Origin of the sequence: Dongia deserti (assembly GCF_003574735.1) — a bacterium.
In the GTDB taxonomy this organism is placed as follows: Bacteria; Pseudomonadota; Alphaproteobacteria; order Dongiales; family Dongiaceae; genus Dongia_A; species Dongia_A deserti.
Genome location: NZ_QORW01000011.1, coordinates 76,180 through 94,294, shown reverse-complemented (window position 1 = coordinate 94,294; position 18,115 = coordinate 76,180). Strand labels below are relative to the sequence as shown.

Annotated in this window: 12 protein-coding genes; 7 read left to right on the top strand and 5 right to left on the bottom strand. The window is 63.7% G+C overall.

The features are described from left to right. Positions 1–7 precede the first annotated feature (7 nt). Positions 8–706 carry a ribonuclease activity regulator RraA gene (locus DTX69_RS18115; protein WP_119302965.1) on the top strand — a complete coding sequence of 233 codons (699 nt, stop codon included), beginning with the start codon at positions 8–10 and terminating at the stop codon, positions 704–706. A gap of 3 nt (positions 707–709) precedes the next feature. Here the strand turns inward: DTX69_RS18115 and DTX69_RS18110 are convergent, their stop codons facing one another. Next, positions 710–2,911, bottom strand: a complete 2,202-nt coding sequence (locus tag DTX69_RS18110; RefSeq protein WP_119302964.1) for a CHASE2 domain-containing protein — start codon at positions 2,909–2,911, stop codon at positions 710–712. Positions 2,912–3,191: 280 nt separating this feature from the next. On the opposite strand from DTX69_RS18110, the gene DTX69_RS18105 reads away from it, so the two are divergent. The 4 genes from DTX69_RS18105 to DTX69_RS18090 all read left to right on the top strand — a co-directional run bounded on the left by DTX69_RS18105 (position 3,192) and on the right by DTX69_RS18090 (position 7,424). Further along, positions 3,192–3,992: a FecR family protein gene (locus tag DTX69_RS18105; protein ID WP_162917329.1), complete on the top strand. Its 801-nt coding sequence runs from the start codon at positions 3,192–3,194 to the stop codon at positions 3,990–3,992. A gap of 610 nt (positions 3,993–4,602) precedes the next feature. Then, positions 4,603–5,430 carry a FecR family protein gene (locus tag DTX69_RS18100; RefSeq protein ID WP_162917328.1) on the top strand — a complete coding sequence of 276 codons (828 nt, stop codon included), beginning with the start codon at positions 4,603–4,605 and terminating at the stop codon, positions 5,428–5,430. A gap of 184 nt (positions 5,431–5,614) precedes the next feature. Then, complete coding sequence (locus DTX69_RS18095; protein ID WP_162917327.1) at positions 5,615–6,346, top strand: FecR family protein; 732 nt, start codon at positions 5,615–5,617, stop codon at positions 6,344–6,346. A 298-nt stretch (positions 6,347–6,644) separates the two neighbouring features. Continuing rightward, on the top strand, positions 6,645–7,424 hold the full coding sequence (locus DTX69_RS18090; protein WP_162917326.1) for a FecR family protein: 780 nt from the start codon (positions 6,645–6,647) through the stop codon (positions 7,422–7,424). 143 nt (positions 7,425–7,567) lie between these two features. Here the strand turns inward: DTX69_RS18090 and DTX69_RS18085 are convergent, their stop codons facing one another. Then, positions 7,568–12,394, bottom strand: coding sequence for an NAD-glutamate dehydrogenase (locus DTX69_RS18085; protein WP_119302959.1), 4,827 nt, complete (start codon positions 12,392–12,394; stop codon positions 7,568–7,570). A 206-nt stretch (positions 12,395–12,600) separates the two neighbouring features. Between DTX69_RS18085 and DTX69_RS18080 the strand changes: the two genes are divergently transcribed. Continuing rightward, entirely contained in the window at positions 12,601–13,719 is a 1,119-nt protein-coding gene (locus DTX69_RS18080) for a trypsin-like serine peptidase (protein WP_119302958.1), read from the top strand. On the opposite strand, the gene nhaA is transcribed toward DTX69_RS18080, so the two are convergent. From nhaA to hspQ, 3 genes are all read right to left on the bottom strand, one after another. Next, a complete protein-coding gene (nhaA, locus tag DTX69_RS18075) occupies positions 13,713–14,903 on the bottom strand; it encodes a Na+/H+ antiporter NhaA (protein WP_119302957.1) in 1,191 nt (396 codons plus the stop codon). The genes DTX69_RS18080 and nhaA overlap by 7 nt on opposite strands. Before the next feature lie 194 nt (positions 14,904–15,097). Then, a complete protein-coding gene (locus tag DTX69_RS18070; protein ID WP_119302956.1) occupies positions 15,098–15,307 on the bottom strand; it encodes a hypothetical protein in 210 nt (69 codons plus the stop codon). 188 nt (positions 15,308–15,495) lie between these two features. Beyond that, positions 15,496–15,837 carry a heat shock protein HspQ gene (hspQ, locus tag DTX69_RS18065; RefSeq protein WP_119302955.1) on the bottom strand — a complete coding sequence of 114 codons (342 nt, stop codon included), beginning with the start codon at positions 15,835–15,837 and terminating at the stop codon, positions 15,496–15,498. Positions 15,838–16,488: 651 nt separating this feature from the next. Between hspQ and DTX69_RS18055 the strand changes: the two genes are divergently transcribed. Continuing rightward, entirely contained in the window at positions 16,489–18,051 is a 1,563-nt protein-coding gene (locus DTX69_RS18055; protein ID WP_162917325.1) for a sensor histidine kinase, read from the top strand. Positions 18,052–18,115 lie beyond the last annotated feature (64 nt).

Here is an 18,115-nt window from a genome sequence, read left to right as displayed (position 1 = left end):
GAATGACATGTCCGATACCGCACTCCTCGCCGCGCTGCGTCAGATCACAACGGCCACCATCACCACAGTGCTGCTGAAGAAAGGTATCCGCCGCACCTGGATGAAAGGGCCGCAGCCCTTGACGTCCGGGCAACCGCGCATCGCGGGGCGCGCGTTCACCTTGCGCTTTGTGCCCGCGCGCGAGGATCTCGCGACGCCGGCGTCCTGGTCGTCTCCGCGCTCGACGCGCGCCGCGATCGAGGACATGCCGGAAGGCTGCATCGCCGTGATCGACGCGATGGGCGTGACCGAGGCGGGCGTCTTCGGCGACATCCTGGCGCAGCGCATGGCCGTGCGCGGCGTTGCGGGCCTGGTGACCGATGGCGTCATGCGTGACAAGGAAGGCGTGCTCGGCACCGGACTGCCCGTCTGGTGCACTGGCGCGGCGGCGCCGCCTTCGGTCGCCGGCCTCACCTTCGTCGGCTGGCAGGAGCCGATCGGCTGTGGCGGCGTCGCGGTCTACCCGAACGACGTGGTGGTCGCGGATGGCGATGGTGCGGTGCTGGTTCCCGCCGCGCTCGCCGACGAGGTCGCACGCCTCGGCACCGAGCAGGAAGAACTCGAAGCTTGGCTCATGGACGAAGTGAAAGCCGGCAAAGCGCTACCCGGCCTCTATCCGCCGAACGAAGAGAACATGGCGCGATACAAGGCTCGGAAGAAAAGTTAGCCGCTACTGCGCGGCCGCGGCCTTCGCCTTGCCTTCAGCCGCGACGAGCATGTTGCTCATGTGATCGAATAGCGGCTCGAGGCCGAGCCCCTGCCCGAGGGCGCGTGCAGCGGCAAGCGCAGCGTTGGCGGCGGCTAGGTTGCCGCCCTTGAAACTGTGCGCGGCCTTGGCGATCTCGGTCAGCAGCTCTTCCGCCTGTGGCGCTTGGGCGACCTCCGGCCCGCCGATCAGGGCGAACAGCCGGGCGGGCAGCGTCTTGCCTTTGACGAAGATGTCCCCGATGGGGATGGCCGCGAATTCGGGCGCGGCCTCCCTCGTGTGCTCGCCGATCAGGATGTCCAGGCCGAAATTCTTGCTCACCCCTTCGATGCGCGACGCGAGATTCACGTTATCGCCGATGACCGAGTAGTTGACGCGTGACCGGGCGCCGAGATTGCCGACCAGCGCGTCGCCCGAGTTGAGACCGATACCGATCATGATCGGCGTATAGGGTTGGCCTGCGGCCTGTGCGCGCTCCGCCAGCACCTTGTTGAGGGTCGACAGCCGCCGGCGCATTTCCAGCGTGGCCCGGCAGGCGTTCTTCGCGTGATCAGGGTCGTCCAGCGGCGCGTTCCAGAACGCCATGATGGAATCGCCGATATATTTGTCGATCGTACCGCCGTTCTCCATCACCGCTTCCGACATCGGCGTCAGGAAGTCGTTGAGCAGCGTTGTCAGCGCGGTCGCTTCCATCCGTTCGGAGATGGTGGTGAAGTCGCGGATGTCCAGGAACATGATGGTCATGTCGCGTACCTCGCCACCAAGGCGCACGAGGCCGGGGTTTGCGACCAGGCGCTTCACCATGGCCGGTGCGAGATAATGGCTGAAGGTGTCCCGCACGCGCTTCCGCTCGACGTCCGAACGCCGGAATGAGAGCAGGATGCCGGTCGTGAACACGGCGAGCGCTGCCATGGACGGATAGACCGGATCAATCAGCCAGCCGAGGTCCCAAAACGCCCACCAGCCGAACGCGAACGCGGCGATCATGCTTGTGCCGCCGAGAATAGCGCATCCGATCGCGCCCATCCGTGGTAACAGCAGCGCCATAGCGCTGCCGAGGACCAGCAGCGTAAAGAACTCCAAATCGTCGGCCCACAGTGGCCGCTCGATGATGTCGCCGGTCAGGATCTGCTCGACGATCTGAGCATGGACCTCCACGCCGGGAACAGCGGTGCCGATCGGAGTGGAACGCAGATCGAGTAGGCCGGGCGCGCTGGTGCCGATGAACACGATGGTGCCGTTGAGGTCGCCGGCTTGGCCCGCCAGCACTTTCCAGGCGGGAATGAACCGCTCCTTCCGGTGCCCGGTATCGTACAGCCACATGGCTGCAGAGGGATCGGTGCGGATGCGCACGGGTCCGATGCCGACCTCGCCGACGCCGGTCTCGCGCCGCAAGACGCTCGTGAAGCCCCCAAAGGTATAGCTTTGTGAGCCGGTGGATTTCACAATATAGGTGCTGGCACCGACCGCAACGCGCAAGGCCTCGGCGACCAGGCTCGGATAGAGATCGCCGCCGCCGTTGAGGATCATCGGCACGCGTCGCACGACGGCGTCTCGATCGAGGAGCGGATTGATCGCTCCATTGCCTGCGGCCGCATCGCGTAGAATAGGGATCGCCGGCAGCGCGCCTGCGAAAGCGAACACGTTCTCGCGCGGATTGACACCAAGATTGGCGTAGCCGCCCTTCTTGGTGACGCGCGGCTTCGAATCCTTGTTGAACAGCACGACGCCCAGCACGACGCGGCCTTTCGCCAATTCCTCGGCCAAGGCTTCGTCCGGGTCCTGCACGCGTTGGGTCAAGGCCAGCGCCAGGTCGTCATTCGACAGCACGCCCCAGCCCGGCAGCACGCGTGCCGGCGCCGTCCGATCCGGCTCGGCGAACAGGATATCCATGGCGACAACGGCGGCGCCGCTTTCTCGCAGTTTCGCGAGTAGTTGCGCGACGGTGCTGCGTGGCCAAGGCCACTGGCCGGCGCGCGCCAGCGACTCATCATCGATATCGACGATCTTCACCGGCACCGGCTTGTATTCACGCGGCGCTACGCGCTGATACTGGTCGAACACCAGCGTGCGCAGATCCGAAAGCGTGGGCGGGTCGGTCCAGCGCAGGACAAGCGCGATCGCAAGCACCAGCGACGCCAAAGCGGGTTGCAGCCACTTATCCATCGCCCTCCGCCAACTCCCCAAAATCGGGAAAGCGCCTCTGTCGCTCTCCGTTAAGCAACCAAGATGAACGCCCGTTCACCTTGTGTGTGACCCTCCGCACTTTTCTAGAGTATTTTACGACAATTGTATTGACCCCTGCGACAGCCGAGCGCAGATGATACTGCATCGCACCATTATCGGCAGGGGGCCAACCATGCTCCGCATGGCTTGTCGAGTATGCGTATGCGCGATCCTTGGGGCCCTGGCGACCACGCCAGCGTTCGCGGTAGGTATCGCCACAGTGACGGACGTCGTTAACAACGGGTACCGGCAGCCGCCGGGCGACCAGGAGCGCCGCGTTGCGCCGTCGGACGAGCTTGTCTCGGAAGAAGCGTTGCGCACCGCACGTGATTCCAGGATTGCGGTGCGGTTCATCGACGGCTCCGAGCTCAACGTGGAAGCGCTGAGCGAGGTCGTGTTGTCGGACTATGTTTTCGATCCCGCGGCGGCCAGCGCCACCGGCGTCATCGCGCTCAACAGCGGGTTGTTCCATTTCAACTCCAACAACGTGGCGGACGAAGGGCTGGTCCTGCAGACACCAGTGGCGACCATCGGCATCCGCGGCACCCAGTTCCTGGTGACGGTGGCGGACGACACGACCATCGTCGACATCCTCGAAGGTGCAGTCGAAGTCACACCATCAGGCGGCGGGAAGGCGATCACCTGCGAAGGTGGCCAGAGCGTCCTGGTGGCAAGCGCGAAATCGGACGCCGTCTGCGGCGATCTCGGGTCCTTCACGACCGCTGCTGCCCCGCCGCAGCAGGCGGCGAATTCGCACGAGAATAACGATCACGATCGATCGGGCGGAAGTGGCCCCGCCGGTCCCAGCGGGGGCGGCGGTAATCCAGGCAACGGCGGCGGTGATCCCGGCAACGGCGGAGGTGATCCCGGCGGTGGCGGCGATCCGGGCGGCGGCGAAGGCAAGAGCAATCGTTCGGGCCACAAGGACGGCTCGAACCCGGGCAAGGGCCACGGGAATGGGAACGGCAACCACGGTGGCAATAACGGCGGGAGCGACAATCCAGGCGGCGGGAAAAAATAGGGCCAGCGTCGGAGGCTCTTGGCGCGGCAACGCCGCTGTGCCATGCGTCACGTCCGCTAAGTGGTTGAGCGATCCATATTCGGATCGTGAAAAGGACGGTAATTTCAGGGGGAGATTGGGCCGTTAACCAACCGGATCTACACCTGCGGTTGTGTCGAACTTTACTACAATCCTATTGACCTTCGGGCACCCGAGGAAAGACAATCGCGCTTACCAGGCCGATGTCTGACAGAGGGCGACCATGTGAACATGGCTTGTCAGCAGGTCGGGGCGTGACAATGCCAGGGATGACGTGCCGCCAGGTCTGATAGGGGGCAAGGCAGCGTCCGGGGAACATCCGAACAATCGTGAAATCGCCCAAATCCGATTCTCAGCCGCTTCAGCGGCCTTGAGTCGGTCGGAATTCGGTCAGGGACAGACCATCTTCCACGCGGCGCGTGAGCCGAGGCTCATGCGGCGCTCGAGTACGATCGCAAGTGGGGACAGGCGTACCAGATCACCAGCGCGCAACGGCCGGAATCCGCCGAAGGAACGGCGGAGTGTTGGGACGGGCCGGCGTGCAAGCGCCAGCCATGGCGTGACGAAGGGTGTTTGCGATTTGGAGGGAGTTATGAAACGGAAACTGGCGTACCAGGTCTGCTATGCGATCGCCGCCTTGTGGGCCTTGCCGCAGGCTGCCAACGCTGCCGGCATAGCGACCGTCCTGGACGTGGTGAACGAAGGCTACCGGACCCCGCCCGGCGCCAACGAGATCACGGCCAAGACGGCGGACGAGCTGGTGCAGAATGAAGCCCTGCGCACCGAGGAAGAATCGATCATCCAGGTGCAGTTCGTCGACGGCTCGCAGCTGAGCGTCGAGCAATCCAGCGAGATGGTGCTGTCCGATTACGTGTTCGACGGGGCGGCGACGGCTGGCCTGATCAATCTCAACAACGGGCTGTTTCATTTCAGATCCGGCGCGGCCAGCGATCAGGGCGTGAAGTTGCGGACGCCGGTTGCGACCATCGGAGTCCGTGGCACGGAGTTCCTGGTCCATGTCGATGGCGATGACGCCACCATCATCGACATCCTGTCGGGCGCCGTGTCGGCACAGCCACACGGCACGGGCAAGGAGATAACCTGCGTCGAAGGCCAGAGCATCCTCGTCGCCAGCCCGGATGAAGACGCAATCTGCGGCGACATCGGTTCTTTCTCCACGGCTGCCGGCCCCGGCCAGAACGACGGCCCGAAGGGTGGTCAGAGAGGTGGCGACAAGGAGAAGGATAATACGCCGAAGGATCCACCATCGCCACCGGATGAGGGCGGCGGCGATGTCGGCGACAATCCGGATAATCCAGACAATCCGGATAACCCAGACAATCCGGATAACCCAGACAATCCAGATTATGGGTCTCGCGGGGCCATGCTCATGGACGAAGAGCCGTTCCAATTGGGCTAGTTGACTGGAGATAGTGAGCGGACAGATCCATCATCATCGTGATTTCCGGATGATGCACGGCTGGATGGAGCGTTCGGCCTAGCTAACCGAATCAGGGCAATGGCCACATCGGGGCCTTGGCTTCACGAAACGAAGCCGAGGGCCCGTCCGTGGTCTCATGTGTTTGTTGTAACTGGAGGAAGACGTGAAGAAGAGACTAGCGTACCAGGCCTGTTATGCCGTCGCGGCATTGTGGGCCTTGCCGCACGCGGCGCATGCCGCCGGCATTGCGACCGTGGTGGACGTGGTGAACGAGGGCTACCGGATTCCGCCGGGCGCCAGCGAGATCACCGCCAAGGCTGCCGACGAACTGGTGCAAAACGAAGGGCTGCGCACGAAAGAAGAGTCGGCCATCCAGGTGCGGTTCGTCGACGGCTCGCAGCTGAGCGTCGAAGAATCGAGCGAGATGGTGCTGTCCGATTATGTCTTCGATGGGGCGGCTGCCAGCGGCCTGATCAATCTCAACAACGGCCTGTTCCATTTCACGTCGAACGGCAAGCCCGATCAGGGCGTGAAGCTGAGAACGCCGGTCGCGACCATCGGCGTGCGCGGCACCGAGTTCCTGGTCCATGTCGACGGCGACGACGCGACGATTATCGACATTCTATCGGGTGCCGTGTCGGCACAGCCGCACGGCACCGGCAAGGAGATCACGTGCTTTGAAGGCCAGAGCATTCTGATCGCGAGCCCGGATGACGACGCGATTTGTGGCGACATCGGGTCGTTCTCCACTGCTGCCGGCCCAGGCCAGAATGACGGACCCAAGGGTGGTCAGAAGGGCGGCGACAAGGAGAAGGACGAGAAGGAGAGGGAGCTGCCGGACTTCGGTCGCGATCCGGATCCACAACCCGAGCCCGAACCGTGTGACTGCCGATAGCGGCGGTGCTGTGACCAGCAAGTAAGCTGCGGCTCTAAGCTTGGGCCAACACGTTTTAAGGCAATGGGCGGAGTGATCTCCGCCCATTGTGCTTCCGCGTCGCTAAGTATGGTTGCGGAAAACGTCGTCCTGTGACGGCCTTCACAGCTTTTGGCCTTTCTTTCACCCCATATCCTCCCCGTCTCGTCGCTTCGGAAGCCTTGAAGCGATTCAACCGACGATTTTGGGGGCAATTGTGCCCGGACAACGCGGCTCATGGGCGGCGTTGACCAAGCCATGTTTGCGAGTGGAGGGTTCCGTGAAAGGGCGTCTGGCTTATCAGCTTTGTTATGTGATTGCCGCGGTGGCTGCATTCGGCGGGTCGGCCGAGGCCACGGGCATCGCCACCGTCGCCGACGTGGTGAACGAAGGCTATCGCACCCCTCCCGGCGCGAAGGAACGCACCGCCAACCGCGCAGACGAGCTCGTACAGGATGAGGCGCTGCGCACCGATGATGACTCTTCTATCCGCGTGAAGTTCGTCGACGGCTCGGAACTCAACATGGAGGCCGAGAGCGAGCTCGTCTTGTCGGACTACGTGTTTGATGGCGCAGCAAGCAAGGGTCTCATCAACCTGAATGATGGCCTGTTCCACTTCACCTCCAACGGCCAGCCGGACCAGGGCGTGAAGCTAAGAACGCCGGTCGCCACCATCGGCGTGCGCGGCACCGAGTTTCTTGTCCATGTCGACGACGACGACGCGACGATCATCGACATCCTGTCCGGCGCCGTGGAGGCCCAGCCGAACGGCGCGGGCAAGTCCGTCGTCTGCGTCGCGGGTCAGAGCATCCTGGTTGCGGGCGCGGACGATGATGCGATCTGCGGCGATCTCGGCTCGTTCTCCTCTGCTGCGGCCAATCCGGGCCCGAAGCGGCGCGAGCCGAGCCATGGCGGGCAGGACCGCGATCGCCCGCAGCGGGACCTGCCCGACTTTGGCAGGGATGAAGGCGGCGAAGACGGCGGCGAGGGCAGCGGCGGCGAAGGCAGCGGCAGCGGCGCCATGTTCCTCATCGAGGATGAAACCATCGCGCTGGCCTGATCGCTGATGCACGTCACATTTCTCCCTCCCCCATCTCGGGGGAGGGAACTGCAGTTCGTGCTTCAAGAGCCATATGCGATATGCCCCTGAACCACGAGGGAAGAAAGGGAGTCTGTCGAGGCTCAGCGCATAACAGCGTTGAGTTATCCGATCAAACTCCGCAGCGTGCGGTTGGCGACGGCGAGCATGGCGAGTTCCAGCTTGCCGACCTGGCGCAGATCGCTGAACAGGCCGTCGGCGCGGGCCAAGGAGGCGCCGCGTGTCTCACGCCAGGCAGCGATGGCTTCGGAACCGATGACACCCTTGGCCTGCGACAGGATGCTGATCGTCAGGTCGCGCTGATGGCCATAGAAATCCTCGATGATCGCGAACACCGCCAGCCGATCCCAATGGCTGTCGCCGATGAGGGCGCGCGCGCCCTCGCGCAGCCAGTCGAGATGGAAGGCCTCACCCACGGCATAGTAGGTGCGCGCCGCATCCTCGACCTTCAGCTTGAGCTCGGTCCCGATGCGGACGATATCGAGCGATGAGACCAGCGCCGGCGCTTGGGCGATGCGTTGTGCCAGGGCCTGGGGCACGCCCAGCTCGGTGAAATGCGCCGAGCGCCTCTCCACGAACGCGCGATCGTCCTCCGCCAGCAAGCTCAATAACGCATTCTCCAGCGCGATCAGACCCGGGCTGGTGGCGGCGACATTGGCGGCGATATCCAGCGGATGCTGGCAGTTGCGCAGGAACCACTGGGTCGCCTGCTCGGCCAGGCTGTTGATGTCGATGAGCATCTCAACCTGCAGCTTGGCCGGAATCTTGTTGTCGAGATCCTGGATGCCGCTCCACAGCTCGCGCAGCCGATAGGCGGCGCGCGTGATGGCATAAGCGCGCGTGATCGCGGCGGCGGGCTGGCCGGTGCGCTCCCGCAAGACGTGGATGAAGGTGGCGCCCATCCGGTTGATGACGGAGTTGGTGACGACGGTCGCGATGATCTCGCGCCGCAGCCGGTGCCGGCCGATCTGCTCCTTGTAGGATTGCTGCAAGGCGGTAGGGAAATACTTGACGAGATCGTCCTCGAGCTGCGGGTCATCCGGCAGGTCGGAGGGCAGCAGCTCGTCGTAGATCGAGTTCTTGGCGTAGGCGAGCAGGACAGCCATCTCGGGCCTCGTCAGTCCGACTCGCTTGTTAAGCCGCTGCCGCACGGCCTCATCGTCCGGCAGGAACTCGATCACGCGATCGAGCCGCCCCGAACGCTCCAACGCTCGCATGAAGCGGTTCTGCTGATCCAGCAGCGTGAAGCTCTGCGCCTCCGCTATGCTCAGCGCCTGGGACTGCAGGTAGTTGTCGCGGAGCACGAGTTCCGCCACATCGTCGGTCATCTGGGCCAGCAGCTTGTCGCGCTGCTTCATGGTGAGATCGCCGGCCTGCACTGCCTCGTTGAGCAGGATCTTGATGTTGACCTCGTGGTCGGAGGTGTCAACGCCGGCGGAATTGTCGAGCGCGTCGGTGTTGATCTTTACGCCCTTCAGGGCCGCTTCGATGCGGCCGCGCTGGGTGGCGCCGAGATTGGCGCCTTCGCCGATCACCTTGGCCCGCAGCTCCTCGCCGGTGATGCGCAGCGCGTCATTGGCGCGGTCCCCGACTTCGGTGTTGGTCTCGTCGCTCGCCCGCACATAGGTACCGATGCCGCCGAAGAACAGCAGGTCCACGTCGGACTTCAGTAGGATCTTGATGAGCTCCGCCGGCGTCGCATGGTCCTTGGTGATGCCGAACCGGGCGCGCACTTCGGGCGACAGCGCGATCGACTTGGCTCTGCGCTCATAGATACCGCCGCCCTTGGAAATCAGGGCCGGATTGTAGTCGCTCCAGGTGGAGCGCGGCAGATCGAACAGACGCTGGCGCTCCGCATGGCTCGCCGCCAGGTCTGGGTCGGGGTCGAGGAAAATGTGCATGTGGTTGAAGGCGGCCAGCAGCTTGGTGTGCTTGGATAACAGCAGGCCGTTGCCGAACACGTCGCCCGACATGTCGCCGACGCCGATGCAGGTGAACTCTTGCGTCTGGATATCGGTGCCGAGCTCGCGGAAATGCCGCTTCACGCACTCCCAGGCGCCGCGCGCGGTGATGCCCATTTTCTTGTGGTCGTAGCCGGCCGACCCGCCGGAGGCGAACGCGTCATCCAGCCAGAAGCCGTACTCGCGCGACACGCCGTTCGCGATGTCGGAGAAAGTCGCGGTGCCCTTGTCGGCCGCGACCACGAGATAGGGATCATCGTCATCGCGCCGCACGACCTCCTTGGGGGGCACGATCTTGCCGCTCACCAGATTGTCGGTGATGTCGAGCAGGCCGCGCATCAGGGTCTTGTAGCAATGCACGACCTCGGCCATCAGCACCTCGCGATCGCTGGTCTGGGGCAGGCGCTTGACCACGAAGCCGCCTTTGGATCCCACCGGCACGATGACGGAGTTCTTCACCATCTGGGCCTTCATGAGCCCCAGCACTTCGGTGCGGAAATCCTCGCGCCGGTCCGACCAGCGGATGCCGCCGCGCGCCACCTTGCCGCCGCGCAGATGGATGGCTTCCGCGCGCGGCGAGTAGACGAACACTTCGACCATCGGTCGGGGCAGCGGCAGCTCATCGAGCTTGAGGGAATCCAGCTTGAAGGAGATGTAGTCCTTGTCCTTCCCATCCGCACCACGCTGGAAGAAGTTGGTGCGCAAGGTGCACTGCACGGCATTCAGGAACCGGCGCAGGATGCGGTCCTCGTCGAGATTGGAGACCAGGTCCAGCGCCTTCAGGATGCGATCGACGATGGCTTGCGTCCCCTTGGCCCGGTCGCCCGAATAGCTCGGATCGAACATGGCATAGAACAGATGCATGATGTCGCGCGTGATGACCGCGTTGGCGTTGAGCGTCTGTTCCATGTAGGACTGGCTGAAGGCGATCGCCGCCTGACGCAGATATTTGCAATAGGCGCGCAGCAGCGCGATGTTGCGCCAGCCGATGCCGGCGGTGAGGACCAGCCGGTTGAACCCGTCATCCTCCGCTTCGCCAGCCCAGATCCGCGCATAGGCTTCGTGGAACTTGTCGCGGATCTGCGGCACGTCGACCTCGGCGCCGTCCGCTGTGCACATGGTGAAATCGTGGATCCAGACTGTCTTGTCCTCGCCCAGGGCGTTGATCTCGAACGGGATCTCGCTGATGACCTTGAGGCCGAAATTCTCCAGCGATGGCAGCACGGTCGACAGCGCGATCTTGTCCTTCACCTGGTAGAGCTTCAGGCGCAGCTCGTTGGGCGCTGCCTCGATCGGACGATAGAGATTGATGGCGGGAACCGCCTGGTAGCGCGCTTCCTCGACGCGATCGATGTCGTGGACCGCGGCATGAGCGTTGAAATGATCCTCATAGCCGGCCGGAAAGGCATCGCGATAGCGCCGTAGCAGGTCCGTGCCCGCAGCCTCGCCCTTGGCCTCGACCAGCGCATCGCGCAAGTGGTCTGCCCAGGAGCGCGCCACGTCGGCGAGCTTCGTCTCCAGCTCCTTGAGATCGGCCATCGGTACCTGGCCAGGCGTGGTCGCGATGATGAGCTGCAGGCGCGCCAGCGCACTGTCGCCCAGGTGCACGTAGTAGGCGGAGAGCGTGCCGTTGAACGACTTGCTCACCACCTCCTGCATCTGCAGGCGCAGCGCGGTGTTCATCGTATCCTTTGGCAGGAAGATGAGCGCAGTGACGAATCGCTCATAGGGGTCACGCCGCACGAACAAGGCGACGCGCTGGCGCTCCTGCAGGTTGAGGATGCCGACGGCGGTCTCCAGCAGCTCGTCTTCGCTGGCCTGGAGCAGTTCGTCGCGTGGATAGGTCTCCAGGATGTGCGCCAGGGCCTTGCCGTCATGGCTGTCGGGCAAGAAGCCGGCACGCTCGATGATGGTCTCGATCTTGCGATCCAGCATCGGAATCTCGCGCGGCGAACGGCTGTAGGCAGCCGATGTGAAGAGGCCGGCGAACAACCGCTCGCCGGTCACGTTGCCCTTGGCGTCGAACGTCTTCACGCCGAACACATCCATCGGCACGTCGCGATGCACGGTGGCGCGGGTATTGGCCTTGGTGATCAGCAGCAGCTTGGGCTGGCGCAGATAGGAGCGCACCTGGGTCGGCATGCTTTCCTTGTTCCGCATGCCGCCGAAAATCCGAACATCGGAGTCCTTGAGGATGCCGAGCGACCGGCTGTCGACGATCTGGTACGATGCCTTCTCGCCGGTACCCGTCATCGCGTATTCGCGATAGCCGAGGAAAGTGAAGTGGTCGTCCACGATCCATTTGAGGAAACGCGACACCTCCGCCCGCTCGTCCTCGTCGACCGGCAGCTTCTTGCGGTCGATCGCCTCGATCGTCTCGCGCAGGCGCTCGCGCATCTCGCGCCAATCAGTGACGGCGACGCGCACGTCCTTGAGCACTGATTCGATGCCGCGTGTGATCTGCGCCAGCTTCTCCGGCTGCGCGACCTGCGTCGCGCGAATCTGCATGACGGATTCGGCCGAACCGACGCCCTGGGCGTCCTTCTTGCCGATCTCGACCATCTGCCCGGAGGAATCACGGCCGATCCGCATGATCGGATGCACGACCAGGTGAACGTCCAGATTCTGCCGCGCCAGTTCGGCGGTCACCGAATCCACCAGGAATGACATGTCGTCGTTCACGATCTCGACAATGGTGTGGCTGGAGCGCCAGCCATGCTCGTCCTGGTGCGGATTGAAGACGCGCACCTTCGCCACGCCCGGCTTGCGCTTATGGGCGAATTGCCACAGCGAGAGCGCGGCGCAGAACAGATCTTCCGGCGGATCCTGTGCGATGTCGGCGACGGGCACATTGGCGTAGAACTGACGGACGAAGGATTCGACCTGGGACGCGCGGCCGCGCTCGATCCGGCCGCCGACGAAGCGGAGAACCTGGTCCATCAGTTGCTGCTTGAGGGTTTCGGATTTCATGATTGTCCTGATCTTGGAATACTTGGCCGTGCTCTAGCGGCAGCGGTGCTGGGAGGGCAAGGCGAGTCTAGCGCAACAGAACTGAGGATTCCAGGCGACTACGGCGAAAACGGCGTTAAACCAACGGGTTGGTCACGCTTCCTTAACAATCGACCGGCTAGCCTCGAACGGCCGGTGGGGGCACCGTGCAAAGGACTGCTGAGAGCATGGCGACAGGCGGAAAGACCACGCGCGGCAACACCGGGAACGGCGCCGCGCCCGCGGACCGGCGGGATGCAGAATTGTGGGGCGATCTGTTTCTTGCGCGGCTCTCGCCGGAAACGAAATCCGGCCTCTCCCCTGCGCAACTGGACGATATCAAACGCGCCGCCGCCGCTGCGGCCCCCCGCCAACACAGCGTAGATTGGCGCTTCAGCCTGCCCGCCTCCCTCGGCGGAAAGAAGTTCTATGGCGTCGTTCTGGCCGGCGCCGACAGCCGCGGGCCGCAGCGCCGGGCCCAGGACCGGATGATGCGCCGGCAGCAGCGGCGCCGGCGCTCCAGCCGGACCGGCATCCAGGCGCTGGCGGTCGGATTTGCGCTGGCGGTTCTTGCGCTGATGCTGCTGGCCGGCATCGTGCGGGCCGACGAGGCCAAGAGCACGATCATCGGCATCGAAGGCGCGGACGACCGCACGCCCATCGACAATGAGACGTGGCCGTGGATTGCGCTCGGCCGCATCAACCGCGAAATCGGCGGCCATTGCACCGGCGCCCTGATCGCGCCGAACCTGGTCCTGACGGCGGCGCACTGCCTCTACAATTTCAGGGACCAGCGCTGGACCATCCCGATGGAGGTGCATTTCGTCGCCGGCTATCACCGCGGTGCGTATCGGGCCCACGCCAAGGGGCGGGACTTCACCATCTCGCCCAAATGGAAGCCCGGGGATGCGAAGGACGAATCGAACATCGGCAATGACTGGGCCCTCGTGGAGCTGGAACGCAGCCTCGCCATACAGCCGGTGGAGCTCAGCAGCTTGTCATTCGAGCAGATGAAAAGGGCCGTGGAGGACGGCGAACTGACAATCGCCGGCTATAACGGCGACTATGCGGAGATCCTGACCCAGCATCATGGCTGCCAGCTGATCGCCAAGGTGGAAAACGGGCATCTGTTGCTGCATGACTGCGATGCGACTTACGGCACGTCCGGCGCGCCGCTGCTGCTGGTGACGCCCGCCGGGGCGGAGATTATCGGCTTGCAGAGCGCCATCGTGACACTGGAAGACGGGCGCAGTTTCGGCGCCGCCGTCCCGATCGAGGCCTTCCGCAAGGCGGCGCGGCGCTATTGAGTCGCTGCCTCCGCCGTTCGGTGCCGCGTCGCCCACATCAGCACAAGCAGTCCTGCGGCCGCCGAGAGGATCGAGCCGGCGATCACGCCGAGGCGCATCTCCACGATGTGATCCAGCTTGCGAAACGCAAGCCCGCCGATGAAGAGACTCATCGTGAAGCCGATGCCGGTCAGGACCGCGACACCGTAAGCCTCCCTCCAGGTCGTGCCCTGCGGCAGGTGCGCCACCCGCGTGACGTGCGCCAACGCGATTGCAGCCATCACGCCGGCCTGCTTGCCGATGAAGAGTCCAAGCGCCACGCCCAACGTGACAGGCGCCACGATCGTTTCCCAAGTGACGCCGTCCAGGGACACGCCGGCATTGGCAAACGCGAACACCGGTACGATCCCGAAGGCTACCCACGGATGCAGGCCGTCGATACAGCGCTTTAGCAGGGAGTCTTCATCTTCGTCACGCGGTACGCGCAGCGGCACGAATAGGGCGACGACAGTACCGGCTAGCGTCGCATGTACCCCCGATTGCAGCACGCAGCTCCAGACATAGAATCCAACCAGCACATAGGCGGCGAGACTCTGCACGTTCAGGCGGTTCATAACGAAAAGGAGCGTGACGCCAATCGAGGCCAGGCCAAGCGCCTGCAACGACAAATCCGCGGTATAGAAGATGGCGATGATGATGATGGCGCCGAGATCATCGATGATGGCAAGAGCCAGCAGAAATATCTTCAGGCTGTCGGGCACGCGGTTGCTGAGCAGGCCGAGTACTCCCATCGCGAAGGCAATGTCGGTGGCCGCCGGAATGGCCCAGCCGTCGAGCGTCGCCGGCGTGCCGGCGTTGACCAGGACATATATCGCGGCGGGCGCCACCATGCCGCCGATCGCAGCAATCGCGGGCAGCGCTGCCTGCGTCGGGCTCGACAACTCACCCTCGATGAGCTCGCGCTTGATCTCGAGTCCGACCAGGAAAAAGAAGATCGCCATCAGACCGTCGTTGATCCAGTAGTTGAGCGACTTGTCGAACCCGACATCGCCCAGCTTGACGGTCAGATGCAGCGCGAAGAAATCGTGATAGAGGCCGGCCAGCGGCGAGTTGGTGAGTGCAAGCGCCAGCAAAGCCGCGCCGAGCAGAGCGAAGCCGCCCGCCGACTCACGACGCAAAAAGTCCCGGATGGTGGACAGCGGCACGCGAACACTCCCTTGCTCTGAACGCGAGTCGATGGGATAGGGAGCGCACTTGCAGGCAGACCGGACGACCGTGCTCCTCTGACGCTGCTCGGCCGCACCCGCCGCGAACCTGATTCACAGGCCCGCAGAGACACGGGACAACGCCTGCGGTCCACCGCCGGATAACAACACGTGATGGGTGGTGTCGGTTGCCGCTAGACCGCTTTGCGCCGCCACGTCGGCGCCGTGACGGTGAAGTCGAATTGGCGGTTGGGGTGACGCTGGATTGGTGCCGCTGGGTCCGTCACTGGAGGACGCGCCACCAGGGCCGCACGAACGACATCACCCGTGCTGCCGAACAGCTGCCGCGGCGCAAGGTCCGCACGCAGGTTGGGCGAGAGGGCGGGGCGGTCGATCAGGAACATGGAAAGCCTCAGCTGGCCAGAAGGCCCGGCGAGATTGCAATCAGCAGCATGATGGCGGCAAAGGCGGCGCCTTCCAGGACATGAGAGGCATAGTTGAGCATGGCCGTGTCTCCTGTTTGATCGCTCTTTGTTCTTTTTATGTTCCGAAACTTGGGCCAAGTCAAGCGGGAATGTAGGAGATAGCCGGCTCAGTTGGGCTTGATGGATTTCAGCCGGTAGACACCCGCGATCGGCCCCTCGAACATCTCCGGCACCATCGGGTGGCGACAGGGTTTACCCGTGTCGTCCGGCAGCAGGTTCTGCTCCGAGACATAGGCAACATAGGTGGTGCGGTCGTTCTCGGCCAGCAGGTGATAAAAGGGCTGGTCCCTGTGCGGCCGGATCTCCTCGGGAATCGAGGCCAGCCATTCCTCGGTGTTGTTGAAGACCGGATCCACGTCGTAGACCACGCCCCGGAACGGATAGATCCTGTGGCGCACCACGTCGCCGATCTTGAAGCGCGCCACGCGGGCCGGATTGGATTCGGTCATCCGGCTATTTGGCCCGGGGCGGCGGTTTGGATCAAGCCGAAGGCGCTGCTATGGTTCGCCGCCCACGTGATGAGGGCGCCGCGCAGCCCAACGCCTTCGCTGTGCTTCCACAGACGGCTACATCGCGACCCGCGATCTGGAGATCGCAGTCCATGCCGCGATCGCCCTGGAACGGCTGCTGCTGATGAAGGGCGAGCCGGACACCGGAGAGGCGGTGCTGGCGCAGAGGGGGGCACAGTCACTCGGCCTGCCGCTGCGACGGGCAGCTGGGCGATGCCAAGGTCCACGACATCGCCAACTACATCAAGCGCTGACCCGGCTGCTCAAACGATTCAGAAGCGCGATCTGGATCAACCCGCGCGATCCGTGCGCGTGGGAAGGCACGACCTCCGCACGTCTCATGCGCCAGATGTATCCGCGGACGCTCAACGGGCTGGAGGCGGGGCTGAAGGAACCGCAGCGCGGACGCTGACTCGAGGAGCCGACAATTTTAGACAAATGCCGGAGCGCAAGAAGCCGAAGCAACTCTCGCGATACGGAGCCGTCTTGCCCTTACATTCTGGTGTCAGAGAGCACCGAATCTCGGCAGGTACATCCGAATGAAATAGCCATATTTACGCTTCTTTCATTCGAATGAGGCTGAATCGTTTCATGATCAAAATCTTGAGCTGCATCACGGAGCAGCACAGCATCACGCTCGTTCTGCTCGCTGCCGTGGTCTGCGCGTTCGGGTCCCTTACCGCACTCAGCCTGCTGGCGCGTGCGCGTGACGAGAAGACCGGCGCGATCCATCGGCGCTGGCTGGTGGCCTCGTCGGTGGTTGCCGGCGCTGCGGTGTGGAGCACGCACTTCGTGGCGATGCTGGCTTATGAGCAGTCCCTGCGGCTGACGTACGATATCGGCCTCACTATTCTCTCGATTGTCATCGCCATCGTCGTGACGTTCGTCGGCTTCGCTATCGTGCTGTATCGCAAAGCGCCCGCCCTTGGCGGCGCGGTGTTCGGCGCAGCTATCGGCGCGATGCATTTTACTGGCATGGCAGCGTCGCAGGTTCAGGCGACCCGTGACTGGGATCCCGCCTACGTCGTGGCGTCGCTCCTGATCGGCACCGCGATGGGCGCAGTGGCGATTCATGTCTTCGCGCGGGGTAACGGCTGGCGTAGTTTGATCAATGGCACCAGTCTGATGTGCTTGGCGATCGCCGGTCTTCACTTCACAGGCATGTCGGCGCTGACCCTGACGCCGGACCCGGTCATGCTGCTGCCGCTGGGCTCGGTCATGGCTCCGGAACGTCTGGCGATTGCGATCGCCGCAGTCATGTCGATGATTGTCATCCTCGGCCTGGTGGCCGCGATCACCGATCATCACCTGGCGAGTCGCGCCGCGCAGGAGGCGGAACGCTTGCGCGCCTACGTGCTGGAGCTCGAAGCCACCAAGCGCGAGCTGCAGGCAACGACTGAGAACCTCACCCAGGCACTCAACGCCGCGGCGGAGGCCAGCCAATCCAAGTCGCAGTTCCTCGCGACCATGAGCCACGAGCTGCGCACGCCGCTCAACGCCATCATCGGATTCTCGGAACTGCTGAAGGGCGAGCTGTTCGGCCCGATCGGCGATGCGCGCTACAAGGGCTATGTCAATGACGTCCACCGCAGCGGCAAGCACCTGCTGGCCCTGGTCAATGACGTTCTAGATTTCTCCAAGATCGACGCGGGCCATTTGACGCTGCAGGAGGATCAGATCGACATCCGAGATACCCTGTCGACCTCGCTGCGCATGATCGAAGCCCAGGCCAATGGCGGCGGGGTGATCATCGAACAAGAAATCGCCCACGAGCTGCCCATTCTGCGTGCCGACGAGCGCCGTGTGCGCCAGATCCTGCTCAATCTGCTGTCGAACGCTGTCAAGTTCACGCCGCGTGGCGGGCGCGTGCGGCTGATCGCGTTCTGCGACGAGAAAGAGTTCGTGGTCCAAGTGGCCGACACCGGCATCGGCATGGCGAAAGAGGACATCCCGCGGGCGCTGGAGCGCTTCGGCCAGCTAGACAGCGACCTCAACCGCAAATACGAAGGCACCGGTCTCGGCCTGCCTCTCACCAAGAAACTGGCGGAACTGCATGGCGGCCGCCTCGAGATCGAAAGCGAGCTCTGCGTCGGAACGAAGGTGACGGTCGCCTTCCCGGCGGAACGCCTGGTGCAGCGCTCAGCGGCAGCGTGATCAGAGATCAGGTGTCAGATTTCAGGAAAATGCGAGACGCGCCATCTGACATCCGACATCTGAT